Raw genomic sequence first — 13,974 nt, forward strand, 5'->3', positions numbered from 1 at the left:
CGCTGCCGACATACACTCACCCGCAATAGGGGGTGAGTGATGGACTTGAACTGCGATTACGTGGTCGTCGGCACGGGGTCGGCGGGGGCGGTGCTCGCCAATCGGCTCAGCGCCGACCCGGCGGTCTCGGTGGTGGCGCTGGAGGCGGGTCCGCGAGACACCAACAAGTTCATCCGCATACCCGCGGCGTTCTCCAAGCTGTTCCGCACCGAGGTGGACTGGGATTACCTGACCGAACCGCAGAAGGAGCTGGCCGGCCGCGAGATCTATTGGCCGCGGGGCAAGATGCTCGGCGGATCGTCGTCGATGAACGCGATGATGTGGGTGCGAGGGTTCGGCGCCGACTACGACGAGTGGGCCGCCCAGGCGGGTCCGGAATGGTCGTACGGCGAGGCCCTGAGCTACTTTCGGCGCATCGAAAACGTCGCCGACGCTTGGCATTTCGTCAGCGGCGACGAGAGTGGCGTGACCGGCCCCCTGATCTTGTCCCGCCAGCGCAGCCCGCGCAGCTCGACCGCGGCCTGGCTGACCACCGCGCGGGAATGCGGATTCGGCACTGCCCACCCGAATTCCGCTGCGCCGGAAGGCTTCTGTGAAACCGTCGTCACTCAGCGCAAGGGCGCTCGGTGGAGCACCGCCGACGCCTACCTCAAACCGGTGCTGCGCCGCAAGAACCTCGACGTGCTCACTCAGGCCACTGCGACCCGGGTGCTCTTCGACGGCAACCGCGCAACCGGGGTGGAATTCGACCACGGCGGCCAACGCCGCATCGTCCACGCCCGCCGCGAGGTGGTGCTGTGCGGCGGCGCCATCAACACCCCGCAGCTGTTGATGCTCTCCGGCATCGGTGATTCCGACCACCTCGACGACCACGACATCGCCATCGTGCACCACGCACCCGAGGTGGGGCAGAACCTGCGTGACCACCTCGTCACACCGCTGGGCTTCGAGGTCGAACAGGACAGTCTGTACCTCGCCGAGAAGCCCAAGCAGCTGGTCAACTATTTGCTGCGGCGCCGCGGCATGCTGACGTCCAATGTCGGTGAGGCATACGGGTTTGTCCGCAGCAGACCGGAGTCGGAGCTGCCCGACCTCGAGCTGATTTTCGCACCGGCGCCCTACTTCGACCAGGGAATCGGGGAGCCGTACCCCCGGCACGCCGTGGTATTCGGGCCGATCCTGCTCAAGCCACACAGTCGCGGGCAGATCTTGCTGCGATCCGCCGATCCGCACGCCAAGCCGATCATCGACCCGCGCTACCTGTCGGATCCCGACGGCGTCGACCGCGCCACGATGATGGCGGGCCTGCGGATCTGCGCGCGGATGGCCCAGACGCTGCCGCTGAAGGGTTTGCTCGGCGCCATCGCCCGACCGCAGGGCGCCACCGAACTGGACGACGCTACCCTCGAGGAGGCGCTCAACACCTGCTCGCACACCCTGTACCACCCGGTGAGCACCTGCCGGATGGGCACCGACGACGCCAGCGTCGTCGACCCGCAGCTGCGGGTCCGCGGCGTCGAAGCGCTGCGGGTGGCCGACGCGTCGGTGATGCCGAGCATCATCCGCGGGCACACCCACGCGCCCGCCGTGCTGATCGGCGAGAAGGCCGCGGATTTGATCTCCTCATAACCGCGAGAGTGCAACTGCCGACGGGTCCACTCGCGAAATGCGTCGTGGAATGCACTTTCGCGGCATCAGACGTCAGCGAGTGAACCCGATCGCGGTGTAGACCACATCGGCCAGCCCGTGCGCGCCGTAGTTGGCCAGCGTGCTGCGTACAGCGATGTCGCCGGGTGACTGGAACAGCGGCAGGTTGAAGCCCTCCTGCCAGATCATCATGTCGACCTGGTTGGCCAGCGCACGCGCCTTGTCCGGATCCAGCTCGGAGAGCGTCTGCTCGATCTTGGCGTCGATCTCGCGATTGCCGATCTTGCCGAAGTTGCTGTCTCCGTCCGAGGTGTAGATCTGCGGCAGCGCAGAGAGCGGGAAAGCGTTGCCCACCCAACCGAATTGGGTGATGTCGAAGTCGCCGACGGACACGTGCTGGCTGAAGAATCCGGTGCCGGGCTTGGGGTCGAGCAGCAGCTTGACCCCGATCTTGGCCAGGTTCTGCTGAGCCACCAAGGCGATCTGCCGCGCCGATTGACCGTCGTAGAACACGTCGCGGATCACCAGCTGTTTGCCGTCCTTCTCCCGCACCGCCCCGTTGAGTTTCCAGCCCAACGCATCCAAATCGCCACGAGCTTGGTCGGGGTTGTAAGCGCATGGGCCGCTGTTGTTTTGGTAGCCCACCTGGCCGGCGACGTAGACGTGATTGTTCAGCGGCGCCGGATGGCCGGTCAGGCCGTGCTGGACGACGTCGACGATCGCCTGGCGGTCGATGCCCCGACAGATCGCCAGCCGCAGCTTCTCGTCGGCCAGGATGGATCCGGGTGCGCCGTTGAAGGTGAGGTGGTACCAGGTGGGCGCCGGCGCGCTGCGGATCACGATTCCCGGGGTGCGCGCAGCGGTGACCATGTCGTCGAGGGTGGCCACTCCGGCTGCATCGATCGCATTGTTCTGCAGGGCGGGAATGACGGCGGTGGAGTCGAGCACCAGGAACGTGATGGAGTCCAGCCGCGGTCTGGCGCCCCACCAACGCGGATTGCGGGTCAGCACAATGCGCTGCGCGGTCCGGTCGATGGTGGTCACGATGAACGGTCCGGCCGACGGGCCGGGCGCATTGAGTTGGCCCTTGTTGAATACGTCCGGGTTCGCGGTCATGCTGCGTGGCTGCATGCCGCCCGCGAACATTCCTCGCCACTCCGCGTACGGCTCGGCGAACGTCACCACCGCCTGGCGATCGTCGCGGCCCCTGGTCACCGACTGCACCCGTTCGAATCCGGCCCTGCTGGCGATCAGGTAGCGCTTGTCGCGACCGCTGCACGCGTCGACCATTGATTTGAGGTCTTCCCAGGTGATCGGGGTGCCGTCGCTCCACACTGCTTTCGGGTTGATCGTGTAGGTGACGACCTGCGGCGTGGTGCTGGTCAGCTCGACGTTGGTGAAGTAGTCGGTATTGAGTTTCAGCGAGCCGTCGGGCTGGGTGATGAATGCGCCCGGAAGCGTCGGCGCCACAATGGAACCGACGTCGGCGGTGTTGCCGTCGATGTTGAGTTCGTTGAAATTTTCCGGGAAAGATGTCAGCGCAAGCCGCAGGTTGCCGCCATCGCGCAGCGTCGCCGGGTCGCGCGGGTTGATGTCGCTGGTGCTGCCGACCCGCGCGGCGTGCGTCTCCGGAAGATCCCGATACCCGCTCGAACAGCCGGTGACGACCAACAAGACCACCGACAGCAGCACCACAAGCCGGCTAGACATCGGCGTGTGCCCCCGGGACCGCGGCCAGTAGTCGTCGGGTGTACTCGTGCTGTGGATTGGTGAAAACCTGTTCGCCATCGCCCTGTTCCACGATTGTTCCCCGGTACATCACCGCGACCCGGTGTGCCAGGTGCTTGACCACCGAAAGATCATGCGACACAAATAGATACGACAACCCGAACTGCTCCTGCAGGTCGAGCAGCAGATTGATGATGCCGGCTTGAATCGACACGTCGAGCGCCGACACCGGCTCGTCGAGCGCAAGGATCTTCGGCTGCAACGCCAGCGCCCGGGCAATTCCGATCCGCTGCTTCTGCCCGCCGGAGAACTCGGCGGGATAGCGGCTCGCGTCGGCATTGTCGAGCCCGACGATCTCCAGCAGCTCGGCGACTCGCTCCTCGCAGCGGCGTCGGTCAAAACCATTGGCCACCAACGGTTCAGCGATCACATCGAATACCGGCAGTCGAGGGTCCAGCGACGCGACCGGATCCTGGAACACCACCTGCAGCTCGGTGCGCAGCTTACGACGGGCCACCGAGTCGAGCGCTGCGACGTCAGCACCGAGAATCTCGATGGAACCCGCCTGCGGCCTCGCGAGGTCGAGAATTTGGGACAGCGTAGTCGATTTGCCCGAACCGGATTCGCCGACGATGCCCAGCGTGCGGCCCTGCTCCAAGGCGAAGCTGACCCCGTCGACCGCCCGCACCTCGCCCACCCGTCTTCGGAAAACCACACCCTTGGTCAGCGGATAGGTCTTGACCAGATCGGCCACTTGCAGCACCACCGGCGGTTCGCCCGCCGTGGTATCGGTGTATGACGGTCCGGTGGACACGCCGAAGATTTCGGCCGCACTGCGGCCCGCCACATCGTCGGTGCGGATGCACGCTGCCCGATGGCCGTCGGCGATGGCAACGAGATCCGGTTCTGCAGAGCGGCATTCGTCGATCGCGAGCGGGCAGCGCGGGGCGAATGTGCAGACGCCGGGGGACAGTGACGTTATCGTCGGCGGCGCGCCCGGGATCGGAATCAGCCGGGTGCCCTGCGGGGCGTCGAGTCGCGGCACCGACCCCAGCAGCCCGACCGTGTAGGGCATCCGACGGTCACGGTAGAGCTCGTCGACGGCAGCGATCTCGACAGGGCGTCCGGCGTACATGACCAGCGCTCGATCGGCGAACTCCGACACCACACCCAGGTCGTGGGTGATGATCAGCACGCCGGCGCCGGTGACGTCGCGCGCGGTTCGGAGCACGTCCAGGATCTGCGCCTGTACGGTCACGTCCAGCGCGGTGGTCGGTTCGTCGCAGATCAGCAGGTCGGGGTCGTTGGCGATCGCAATCGCGATCACCACCCGCTGGCGCTCGCCGCCGGACAGCTCGTGCGGGAAAGCCCTTGCGCGGCGCTGCGGTTGCGCGATACCGACCAGCTCGAGCAGCTCGACGGAGCGCTTGCGGGCATCGGCTCGGCTGATCCCGCGGTGGTGGACCTCGATGGCCTCGGCGATCTGGTCGCCGACGGTGTAGACGGGCGTCAGTGCCGACATCGGGTCTTGGAACACTGTGCCGATGGTCTTGCCGCGGATCCGTGACATCGGCTGGTCGCCGAGCGTGAGCAATTCTTCGCCGTGCAGCCGTACCGATCCCGACACCCGGGCATATTCCGGCAGCAGTCCGACGACGGCCATCGCGGCAGTGGTTTTGCCGCAACCGGATTCGCCGACGATGGCGACCACTTCACCGGGGTCGATGTGGTAGCTGGTGCCGCGCACGGCGGGCACGACCACGTCTTCGGTTTCGAAGGTGACGGTCAAGTCCGTCACCTCGAGCAGCGCGGTCATTTGGAACGCCGCTTTCTGCGGCGTCCGGCTCCGCTGCCGGGGTCGAACGCGTCACGCAGCCCGTCGCCGGCAAGGTTGGCGCACAACACGGTCAGCACCAGTGCGCCGGCCGGGAACAGGAAAACCCAGGGGAACGTGGTGGTCGACGGAGTGCCGTCGGCGATCAGCGTGCCCAGCGACACATCGGGTGGTTGCACACCGAATCCCAGGAAACTCAAGCCGGTTTCGGCCAGGATCGCGAACCCCACGTTGAGCGTCGCGTCGATGATGAGGATCGAGGCGACGTTGGGCACGATGTGTCCGACGATGATGCGACGGCTCGACACCCCCATATACCGTGCCGCGCGGATGAATTCGCGCTCCCGCAGGCTCATCGTCAACCCGCGCACCATCCGTGAGCTGACCATCCAACCGAACGCCGCGAGCAGCACGATCAGCCACAGAATGCTGCTCGACTGTTTGGTCCGCGGAGTGACGATAGCGATCAGGAGGAAGCTCGGAACCACGAGCAGCAGATCCACCAGCCACATCAAAACCCGGTCGCGCCAGCCGCCGAAGTAGCCCGCCACCGACCCGACCGTGGCGGCGATGCTGGTCGAGATCACTGCCACACAGAAGCCGATCAGCATCGACTTCTGCATGCCCCGCAGGGTGCGCGCCAGCAGGTCCTGGCCGAGCGCGTTGGTGCCGAACCAGTGCTGCAGCGACGGCGGCTGCAGCAGCGCGCCGGAATCCAACGCGGTGTAGCTGTAGGGGAGGAGCGGCGGCAGCGTGTAGCAGCCGACGAACAGCACCGCCAACAGAATCAACGCAACCACGGCGGGCTTGTTACGGATGAACCGGCGCACCAACAGATTTCGCCGCGACGTAAAAGCAGCCGGGTGGATGCCGGACCGGACCGGCGTCGTCTCCGTCGTCGCGGTCATGACACCCGAATCCTGGGATCCAGCATCGCGTAGATGACGTCCGACAGCAGCCCGGCAACCAGAATCGCCGCCCCGGTGAACACCGTGATCGCGACGACGACGTTGGTGTCCTGGGTCGAGATGCCTTGCACCACCCAGTCGCCCATGCCGTGCCAGCCGAAGATCTTCTCGACGAACACCGCCCCGACGACCAGGCCGCTCACTCCGTAGGCGAACAAGGTGGCCATCGGGATCAACGCAGTGCGCAGGCCATGCTTGAACAGCGCGCGCCGGCGGGTCAAGCCCTTAGCGCGCGCGGTCCGGATGAAATCCTCGCCCAGGACATCGAGCATCGCGTTGCGCTGGTAGCGACTGAAACCCGCGATCGCGCCGAGCGCGAGCGTCAGAGTCGGCAACACGATGTGCTGGATGCGGTCGACGATCCGGTCCCATGCGCTGCCGAACGGAATGGGTGACGTCTCGCCGGTATAGAGGAAGATCCGCACGCCGGTGAGCATGTTGACTCGGAGCCCGGCCAAGATGAGCAGGCCCGCCAGCACGAACGACGGGATGCTCAGGATGAGCAACGACAGCACGGTGACCACCCGGTCGCTCAGCTGATACTGCCGGATCGCGCCCCAGGCTCCCACCACGACGCCGATCACGGCGCCCAGCACCGAGCCGATCACCACCAGGCGCAGACTGACGCCGGTCCGCCGCCAGAGCTCCTCGGAGACGGGATGGCCGGTCACCGTGGCGCCGAAGTCACCGCGAACCGCGCCGGAAACCCAATTGGCGTAGCGGATGGGGATTGGTTTATCCAGGCCAAGCTCAACGACTTTGGCATGGATGGCCTCCGGCGGCGGCTGAGGGTGGCGCTGGACGAAACTGTCCAGCGGATGAAACGTCACCGACGCCAGGCAAAACGCCAAGAACGACGCCAGCGTCAGCAACACGAGGTAGTTCAGCAAGCGACGCGCCAAGAAGCGGATCATGCCTGCCGGCCTCGCCCGTGTCGCATGGGCACAGGGTAAGAGATGCACTTGCCCAGTGCCGCGAACAGATGCGATCCGGCTGATTCGTACCGGTGAACAGCAACGGCCGAATTGTTAGAATCAGCCACCCGAATGCTCGATCCAGCAAACAACGCAAGGAGATTGGCGTGACGGTTACCGACGACTATCTGGCCAACAACGCCCAATACGCGAGCTCCTTCAACGGCCCGCTGCCGATGCCACCGAGCAAACACGTTGCGATCGTCGCATGCATGGATGCCCGGCTCGATGTCTACCGCGCACTCGGGATCAAGGAGGGCGAGGCGCACGTCATCCGCAACGCCGGCGGGGTAGTCAGCGACGACGCGATCCGTTCACTGGCGATCAGCCAGCGGTTGCTAGGTACCCGCGAGATCATCCTCATTCACCACACCGACTGCGGGATGCTCACCTTCACCGACGACGACTTCAAGCGTGCCATCCTGAACGAGACCGGTATCAGACCGGCCTGGGCCGCCGAGGCCTTCCCGGACCCGGCCGAGGACGTCAAGCAGTCGCTGCGTCGCATCGAAGCCAACCCGTTCGTCACCAAGCACGAGTCGCTGCGCGGGTTTGTGTTCGACGTGGCCACCGGCAAGCTCCACGAGGTCACCCGCTGACGCGGCACCCGCCAGGCCACCCGCGTCTGAGCGTGAATCCCGGGCGGCGACTGTGAATCGTGGGCGGCCCCAGTCGAAAATTCCCGCCCTCACCTCACACTCGAAGCCCTCAGTTCGCACTCGACCATTGGCGACGGCCTACCCGCCTCGGCGCGCCCGTTGACACCGGCCGCCCGGCCTGAGTAAATTCACGGTAACGATCATAAATATGGCCAATCTAGCCAACTTTACCGGGAATCACGTGGGAGCCTTATGACCAGCCAAGCAACAGCCAGCCCGACGGCCGGGCAGTACGAGTTGAGCCATCTGCGCTCCCTGGAGGCCGAGGCCATCCACATCATCAGGGAGGTGGCCGCCGAGTTCGAGCGCCCGGTGCTGCTGTTCTCCGGCGGCAAGGACTCGATCGTGATGCTGCACCTCGCGCTCAAGGCGTTCCGCCCGGGCCGGCTGCCGTTCCCGGTGATGCATGTCGACACAGGTCACAACTTCGACGAGGTCATCGCCACCCGCGACGAGCTGGTCAAGCAGACCGGGGTGCGGTTGATCGTCGCCAAGGTGCAAGACGACATCGACGCCGGCCGCGTGGTCGAGACCATCCCGTCGCGCAACCCGATCCAGACGGTGACGCTGCTGCGCGCCATCCGCGAGAACAAGTTCGACGCGGCATTCGGCGGCGCCCGGCGCGACGAGGAGAAGGCACGTGCCAAGGAGCGGGTGTTCAGTTTCCGCGACGAGTTCGGCCAGTGGGACCCCAAAGCCCAGCGACCCGAGCTGTGGAACCTCTACAACGGCCGGCACCACAAGGGTGAGCACATCCGGGTGTTCCCGCTGTCGAACTGGACCGAGTTCGACGTCTGGTCCTACATCGGCGCCGAGAAGGTCACGTTGCCGTCGATCTACTTCGCCCACCGGCGCAAGGTGTTCGAGCGCGACGGGATGCTGCTGGCCGTGCACCGGCACATGCAGCCGCGCCCCGACGAGGAGGTGTTCGAGACGACGGTTCGGTTCCGCACCGTCGGCGACGTCACCTGTACCGGATGTGTGGAGTCGACCGCGTCCACGGTGTCTGAGGTGATCGCCGAGACGGCGGTGTCGCGGCTGACCGAACGTGGCGCCACCCGGGCGGACGACCGGATCTCCGAGGCAGGCATGGAAGACCGCAAGCGGCAGGGGTACTTCTGATGGCGACGTTGCTGCGCATCGCAACCGCCGGCTCCGTCGACGACGGCAAATCCACACTGATCGGGCGGCTGTTGTATGACTCCAAGGCCGTGATGGAAGACCAGTGGGCGTCGGTCGAAGCCACGTCGAAGGAACGCGGCCACGACTACACCGACCTGGCACTGGTCACCGACGGGTTGCGCGCCGAACGCGAGCAGGGCATCACGATCGACGTCGCCTACCGCTATTTCGCCACGCCCAAGCGCAAATTCATCATCGCCGACACGCCCGGCCATGTGCAGTACACCCGCAACATGGTGACCGGGGCATCCACCGCCCAACTCGCCATCGTGCTCGTCGACGCACGCCACGGTCTGCTGGAGCAGTCGCGCCGGCACACCTTCCTGGCGTCGCTGCTCGGTATCGAGCACATTGTGCTCGCGGTCAACAAGATGGACCTGATCGACTGGGACAAAGAAGCTTTCGAGGCCATTCGCGACGACTTCCACGCCTTCGCCACGCGCCTCGACGTGCATGACGTGCTCGCTATCCCGATGTCGGCGCTGCACGGCGACAACGTGGTCACCAAGTCCGACAAGACACCCTGGTACGACGGGCCGGCGTTGCTGTCGCACCTCGAGGAGGTGTTCATCGCCGGTGACCGCAACCTGGTCGACGTGCGGTTCCCGGTGCAGTACGTCATCCGGCCCCAGACCCGCGAGCATCACGACTATCGCAGCTATGCGGGCTCGGTGGCCAGCGGTGTGATGCGTCCCGGCGACGAGGTGATCGTGTTGCCGGCGGGCAAGACCAGCCGGATCACCGAGATCGAGGGGCCCACTGGACCGGTCGACGAAGCGTTTCCGCCGATGGCGGTCTCGGTGCGACTCGCCGACGACATCGACATCTCGCGCGGTGACATGATCGCCCGTACCAACAACCAGCCGCGGGTCACCCAGGAGTTCGACGCAACCGTCTGCTGGATGGCTGACGGCTCGGCGCTGGAAGCGGGTCGCGAGTACCTCGTCAAGCACACCACCCGCATGACGCGGGTAATCGTCACCGGGCTGGACTACCGCCTCGACGTCAACACGCTGCACCGTGACAAGAGCGCAACGGCGTTGAACCTCAACGAACTTGGCCGCATCTCGCTGCGTACCCAGGTGCCGCTGCTGCTCGACGAGTACATCCGCAACGCCAGCACCGGGTCGTTCATCCTGATCGACCCGGCCACCAACGGAACCGTGGCGGCGGGCATGGTGCTGCGTGACGTCGCCGGGCGCACCTCTAGCCCAAACACTGTGCGGCACAAGTCGCTGGTGACCGCCGAGGACCGGATGGCCCGAGGCCGCACGGTGTGGTTCACCGGGCTGTCCGGTTCGGGTAAGTCGTCGGTGGCCATGCTCGTCGAGCGAAAGCTGCTCGAAAATGACGTTCCCGCTTATGTTCTCGACGGCGACAACCTGCGGCACGGCTTGAACGCCGACCTGGGCTTCTCGATGGCGGACCGCGCCGAGAACCTGCGCCGGCTGGCGCACGTCGCGACGCTGCTGGCCGATTCCGGGCACACCGTGCTGGTGCCGGCGATCAGCCCGCTTGCCGAGCACCGTGAGCTGGCCCGCCAGGTGCATGCCGAGGCCGGGCTCGACTTCTTCGAGGTGTTCTGCGACACCCCGATCGAGGACTGCGAAAAGCGGGATCCCAAGGGGCTTTACGCGAAGGCGCGTGCCGGTGAGATCACCCATTTCACCGGTATCGACAGCCCGTATCAGCGGCCCAAGAACCCGGATCTGCGCCTGACCCCCGGAATGTCCGTCGACGAGCAGGCCCAGCGAGTCCTCGAGTTGCTCGAGTCGCGCAGGTGAGCGACCACGAGCTGGCCGCGCGGTTGGCCACGCAGGCGGGTCAGCTGCTGCTTGCCGTGCGCGAGGAATTGGCCGGGGCGACGGAGGCCGAACGAAAAGCCGTGGGGGACAAGCGCTCCCACGATTTTCTGATGGAGGCCCTGGAGCGCGAGCGGCCGGCCGATGCGGTGCTGTCCGAGGAGGGCGCCGACAACCGGGTGCGGCTGAGCTCCGAGCGGGTATGGATCGTCGACCCGCTGGACGGCACCCGCGAATTCTCCGAGCTCGGCCGCGAGGACTGGGCCGTGCACGTGGCGTTATGGCAATCCGGCGAACTCGTCGCGGGCGCCGTCGCCCTGCCCGCACAGGGCATCACGCTGGCCACGCCCGAAATCGCGTCGCCGTCGCCGCATTCGGGTCCGCCCCGGGTCGTGGTGTCCCGCACCCGCCCGCCGGCGATTGCCCTGCAGGTGCGCGACGAGCTCGGCGGCACCCTGGTGGAGATGGGATCGGCCGGGGCCAAGGTCGCCGCGGTCATTCAAGGGCTGGCCGACGTGTACGTCCACGCCGGGGGACAGTACGAATGGGATTCCGCTGCACCCGTCGCGGTGGCCCGCGCGGCCGGTCTGCACACCTCACGCATCGACGGGTCGCCGCTGGCCTACAACCAGAGCGACCCGCTGCTGCCCGATGTCGTGGTGTGTCGCCCCGAATACGCCGACGCTGTGCTGGCCGTAACCGGCTGACCTCGGCGCATCGTACGGCGGTGGCAGAATCGCCAGAATGCGGATGTCGGCCAAGGCGGAGTACGCGGTGCGGGCGATGGTGCAGCTCGCTACGGCCGACAGCGGCACGCTGGTCAAGACCGAAGACCTGGCGAACGCCCAGGGGATCCCCCCACAGTTTCTCGTTGACATCCTGTCGGACCTGCGCACCGATCGGCTGGTGCGCAGCCACCGGGGCCGCGACGGCGGTTACGAGCTGGCGCGTCCGGCCACCGAGATCAGCATCGCCGATGTGTTGCGTTGCATCGACGGGCCGCTGGCCAGCGTGCGCGACATCGGTCTCGGCGACCTGCCGTATTCCGGTCCCACCGCGGCGCTGACCGACGTCTGGCGGGCGCTGCGGGCGAGCATGCGCTCGGTATTAGAGGAAACGACGGTTGCCGACGTTGCCGCGGGAACCCTGCCCAAGCACGTCGGCCGGCTCGCCGATGACTATCGCGATCAGGAACGCAAGCGCCACGGCCGTTAGTTGCGCGAGCAGCTGCAGAAGTCCCCGACACGCCGAGATTTTGTGGGCGTTTACGTCTTCTCGTCGGTGCCTCAGCCGCCCGAGCCGTAGGGGCGGGTGATGATCTCCAGGTAATGGCCGCCGGGATCTTGGAAGTACACGCCGCGGCCGCCGTCGTTGTGGTTGATCTCGCCGGGGCGCTTGGCGGCGGGGTCTGCCCAGTGCTGGATCCCGCGCGATCGAACCTTGTCGTAGATCGCGTCGAAGTCGTCCTCGGAGACCAGGAACGCGTAGTGCTGCGGCCGGATGTCTTCTCCGTCCGGAACATCGGCGTAGTCGAGGTCCACGCCGTGCTCGAGTTTGACGGTCAGGAAGTGGCCGAACGGCACCGGATCCGGCAGCCCGAACAGCTCGGTGAGAAATTCCGCGGACTCGCGCTTGTCGCGTGCGGCGACGATGGTGTGGTTCAAAGCGATAGCCATCTCCCCATTCTGCGCGAGCGTGCGTGTCCCCGGCCGCCACGCCGGGCTAATTCCCGGGTTTGCGCACGCTCGCGCAGGTGACGATTACTTCGGCGCCGTCAGCTCCAACGCGATGTTGTCCGGGTCGCGGAACTCCAGGATGTATGACGGCCCGATGTCCTTGACCGGCTCGTGATGGATACCGAGCTCGTCGAGATGCTGTGCCGCTGCGTCTAATTCGTCTCTGTCAGAGCAGCGGAACGCGATGTGATCCAACCCGGCGCGGTCCTCGTCAAAGCGGTCGCTGGCGACCGGTCGCAGCCCTATCAGCGCCCCACCCATGTCGTAGATGACGCCGCCGAACAGAAACCCCAGTCGGCTGCGGGTCGCTTCGTCGGCGTTGTCGGGAAGCTCGATCAAAACCGGCCAGCCGAAGACGCTCTCGTAGAACTGCCGGGATCGCTCGATGTCGGTGACGGTGAGACGGACATGCGCAATGGAAGTCGCTGTGATGCCCACGCGAGACATGCTGCCAGAATCGCCGGTGTGCAGATAGCCATGACCATGCCGGTGATGGAACCGGACTTGGATGCGCGCCTGCTTCGCGACTGGGCGCAGGCGATCGACGAGGGCCAGTTCTCGTCACTGTGCTGGGGTGAGCGCATCGCGTTCGAGAACCCGGAGACCTTGACGCTGTTGGGCGCGCTGGCCGCTTGGACCGATCGGGTGCGGCTGGTGACGACGGTGCTCGTGCCGCAGCTGCACGACCCGGTCATGCTGGCCAAAGCTCTCGCCACCGGTGACATGTTGTGTGGTGGGCGGCTGACGGTCGGCATCGGGGTGGGTGGCAGGACCGAAGACTATGAGGCGGTCGGCGCGGATCCGGCGACGCAGACCATTCGCGGTATGGCCGAGCGGGTGGCGGTGATGAAGCGCGTCTGGGCGGGGGAGAAGATCACCGAGTCGGTGCTGCCGGTCGGGCCGGCGCCGGTTCAGCCGGGCGGGCCGCCGTTGCTGGTCGGCACTATTGGGCCGAAGACGTTGCGCAGCGCCGCTGCCTGGGCGGACGGGCTGGCAGGCACCACGTTGGACCTCGACGTCGCCAAACAGAACGAGCTGTTCGACGTGGCGCGCACGGCATGGGCCGAGGCGGGCAAGCTCGACCCCCACCTCGCGACGTCGTTCTGGTTCGCGCTTGGTACCGGCGACGACGCCCGCAAGCAGATGCACCGCCATTTGCGCCGCTACATGAACTGGATTCCGGCGGAGTATGTCGACGCGATGGCGCCGACGACCGGATTTGCCGGCAGCGAGGACGAGCTGCTCGCGGTGCTGCGGAAGTTCGACGCGATCGGCACCGACGAAATCCAGCTCATCCCAACCAGTTCCGATCTCGACCAGCTTCGGCGGGTCGCCGAGGTGGTTGCCGATTTTTAAGTCGCGAGCAGGCGCAAAATCGCCCATTTCTTGCCCTGGCAACGCGACTTTGCGTCTGCTCGGCGGTTCCCACCAGACTGCGGCAAGC

The 13,974-nt window shown here is 66.1% G+C and carries 13 protein-coding genes; 7 read left to right on the forward strand and 6 right to left on the reverse strand.

Features of this window, described 5'->3' with window-relative positions; genetic code table 11:
- Nucleotides 1-39 precede the first annotated feature (39 nt).
- Nucleotides 40-1,629: a GMC family oxidoreductase gene (locus tag AWB95_RS06790; RefSeq protein ID WP_062539549.1), complete on the forward strand. Its 1,590-nt coding sequence runs from the start codon at nucleotides 40-42 to the stop codon at nucleotides 1,627-1,629.
- A gap of 72 nt (nucleotides 1,630-1,701) precedes the next feature.
- Here the strand turns inward: AWB95_RS06790 and AWB95_RS06795 are convergent, their stop codons facing one another.
- Genes AWB95_RS06795 through AWB95_RS06810 form a run of 4 tightly spaced genes read right to left on the reverse strand, consistent with a single transcriptional unit; the run spans nucleotide 1,702 to nucleotide 7,091 of the window.
- Complete coding sequence (locus AWB95_RS06795) at nucleotides 1,702-3,357, reverse strand: ABC transporter family substrate-binding protein (RefSeq protein WP_062539550.1); 1,656 nt, start codon at nucleotides 3,355-3,357, stop codon at nucleotides 1,702-1,704.
- On the reverse strand, nucleotides 3,350-5,191 hold the full coding sequence (locus AWB95_RS06800) for a dipeptide ABC transporter ATP-binding protein (RefSeq protein WP_062539551.1): 1,842 nt from the start codon (nucleotides 5,189-5,191) through the stop codon (nucleotides 3,350-3,352). The genes AWB95_RS06795 and AWB95_RS06800 overlap by 8 nt, the downstream gene beginning before the upstream one ends.
- Entirely contained in the window at nucleotides 5,188-6,117 is a 930-nt protein-coding gene (locus AWB95_RS06805; RefSeq protein WP_062539552.1) for an ABC transporter permease, read from the reverse strand. Before AWB95_RS06805 ends, AWB95_RS06800 begins: the two co-directional genes overlap by 4 nt.
- Nucleotides 6,114-7,091, reverse strand: a complete 978-nt coding sequence (locus AWB95_RS06810) for an ABC transporter permease (protein ID WP_062539553.1) — start codon at nucleotides 7,089-7,091, stop codon at nucleotides 6,114-6,116. The genes AWB95_RS06805 and AWB95_RS06810 overlap by 4 nt, the downstream gene beginning before the upstream one ends.
- A 167-nt stretch (nucleotides 7,092-7,258) precedes the next feature.
- Between AWB95_RS06810 and AWB95_RS06815 the strand changes: the two genes are divergently transcribed.
- From AWB95_RS06815 to AWB95_RS06835, 5 genes are all read left to right on the forward strand, one after another.
- Nucleotides 7,259-7,750: a beta-class carbonic anhydrase gene (locus AWB95_RS06815; RefSeq protein WP_062539554.1), complete on the forward strand. Its 492-nt coding sequence runs from the start codon at nucleotides 7,259-7,261 to the stop codon at nucleotides 7,748-7,750.
- Nucleotides 7,751-8,002: 252 nt separating this feature from the next.
- On the forward strand, nucleotides 8,003-8,932 hold the full coding sequence (cysD, locus tag AWB95_RS06820) for a sulfate adenylyltransferase subunit CysD (protein ID WP_062539555.1): 930 nt from the start codon (nucleotides 8,003-8,005) through the stop codon (nucleotides 8,930-8,932).
- Nucleotides 8,932-10,776 (forward strand): adenylyl-sulfate kinase, encoded by a 1,845-nt coding sequence (cysC, locus tag AWB95_RS06825; RefSeq protein WP_062539556.1) that lies wholly within the window; start codon nucleotides 8,932-8,934, stop codon nucleotides 10,774-10,776. Before cysD ends, cysC begins: the two co-directional genes overlap by 1 nt.
- Nucleotides 10,773-11,501: a 3'(2'),5'-bisphosphate nucleotidase CysQ gene (locus AWB95_RS06830; RefSeq protein WP_062539557.1), complete on the forward strand. Its 729-nt coding sequence runs from the start codon at nucleotides 10,773-10,775 to the stop codon at nucleotides 11,499-11,501. The genes cysC and AWB95_RS06830 overlap by 4 nt, the downstream gene beginning before the upstream one ends.
- 37 nt (nucleotides 11,502-11,538) lie before the next feature.
- Nucleotides 11,539-12,009 carry an Rrf2 family transcriptional regulator gene (locus AWB95_RS06835; protein WP_062539558.1) on the forward strand — a complete coding sequence of 157 codons (471 nt, stop codon included), beginning with the start codon at nucleotides 11,539-11,541 and terminating at the stop codon, nucleotides 12,007-12,009.
- A 71-nt stretch (nucleotides 12,010-12,080) separates the two neighbouring features.
- On the opposite strand, the gene AWB95_RS06840 is transcribed toward AWB95_RS06835, so the two are convergent.
- Together AWB95_RS06840 and AWB95_RS06845 are read right to left on the reverse strand one after the other, a co-directional pair.
- Entirely contained in the window at nucleotides 12,081-12,470 is a 390-nt protein-coding gene (locus tag AWB95_RS06840; RefSeq protein WP_062539559.1) for a VOC family protein, read from the reverse strand.
- Nucleotides 12,471-12,554: 84 nt separating this feature from the next.
- Nucleotides 12,555-12,968 (reverse strand): VOC family protein, encoded by a 414-nt coding sequence (locus AWB95_RS06845; RefSeq protein ID WP_099539702.1) that lies wholly within the window; start codon nucleotides 12,966-12,968, stop codon nucleotides 12,555-12,557.
- Nucleotides 12,969-13,007: 39 nt separating this feature from the next.
- Here AWB95_RS06845 and AWB95_RS06850 point away from each other — a divergent pair, with 39 nt between their 5' ends.
- Complete coding sequence (locus tag AWB95_RS06850) at nucleotides 13,008-13,886, forward strand: LLM class flavin-dependent oxidoreductase (protein WP_062539561.1); 879 nt, start codon at nucleotides 13,008-13,010, stop codon at nucleotides 13,884-13,886.
- Nucleotides 13,887-13,974 lie beyond the last annotated feature (88 nt).

Source organism: Mycobacterium celatum, assembly GCF_002101595.1.
Lineage (GTDB): Bacteria > Actinomycetota > Actinomycetes > Mycobacteriales > Mycobacteriaceae > Mycobacterium > Mycobacterium celatum.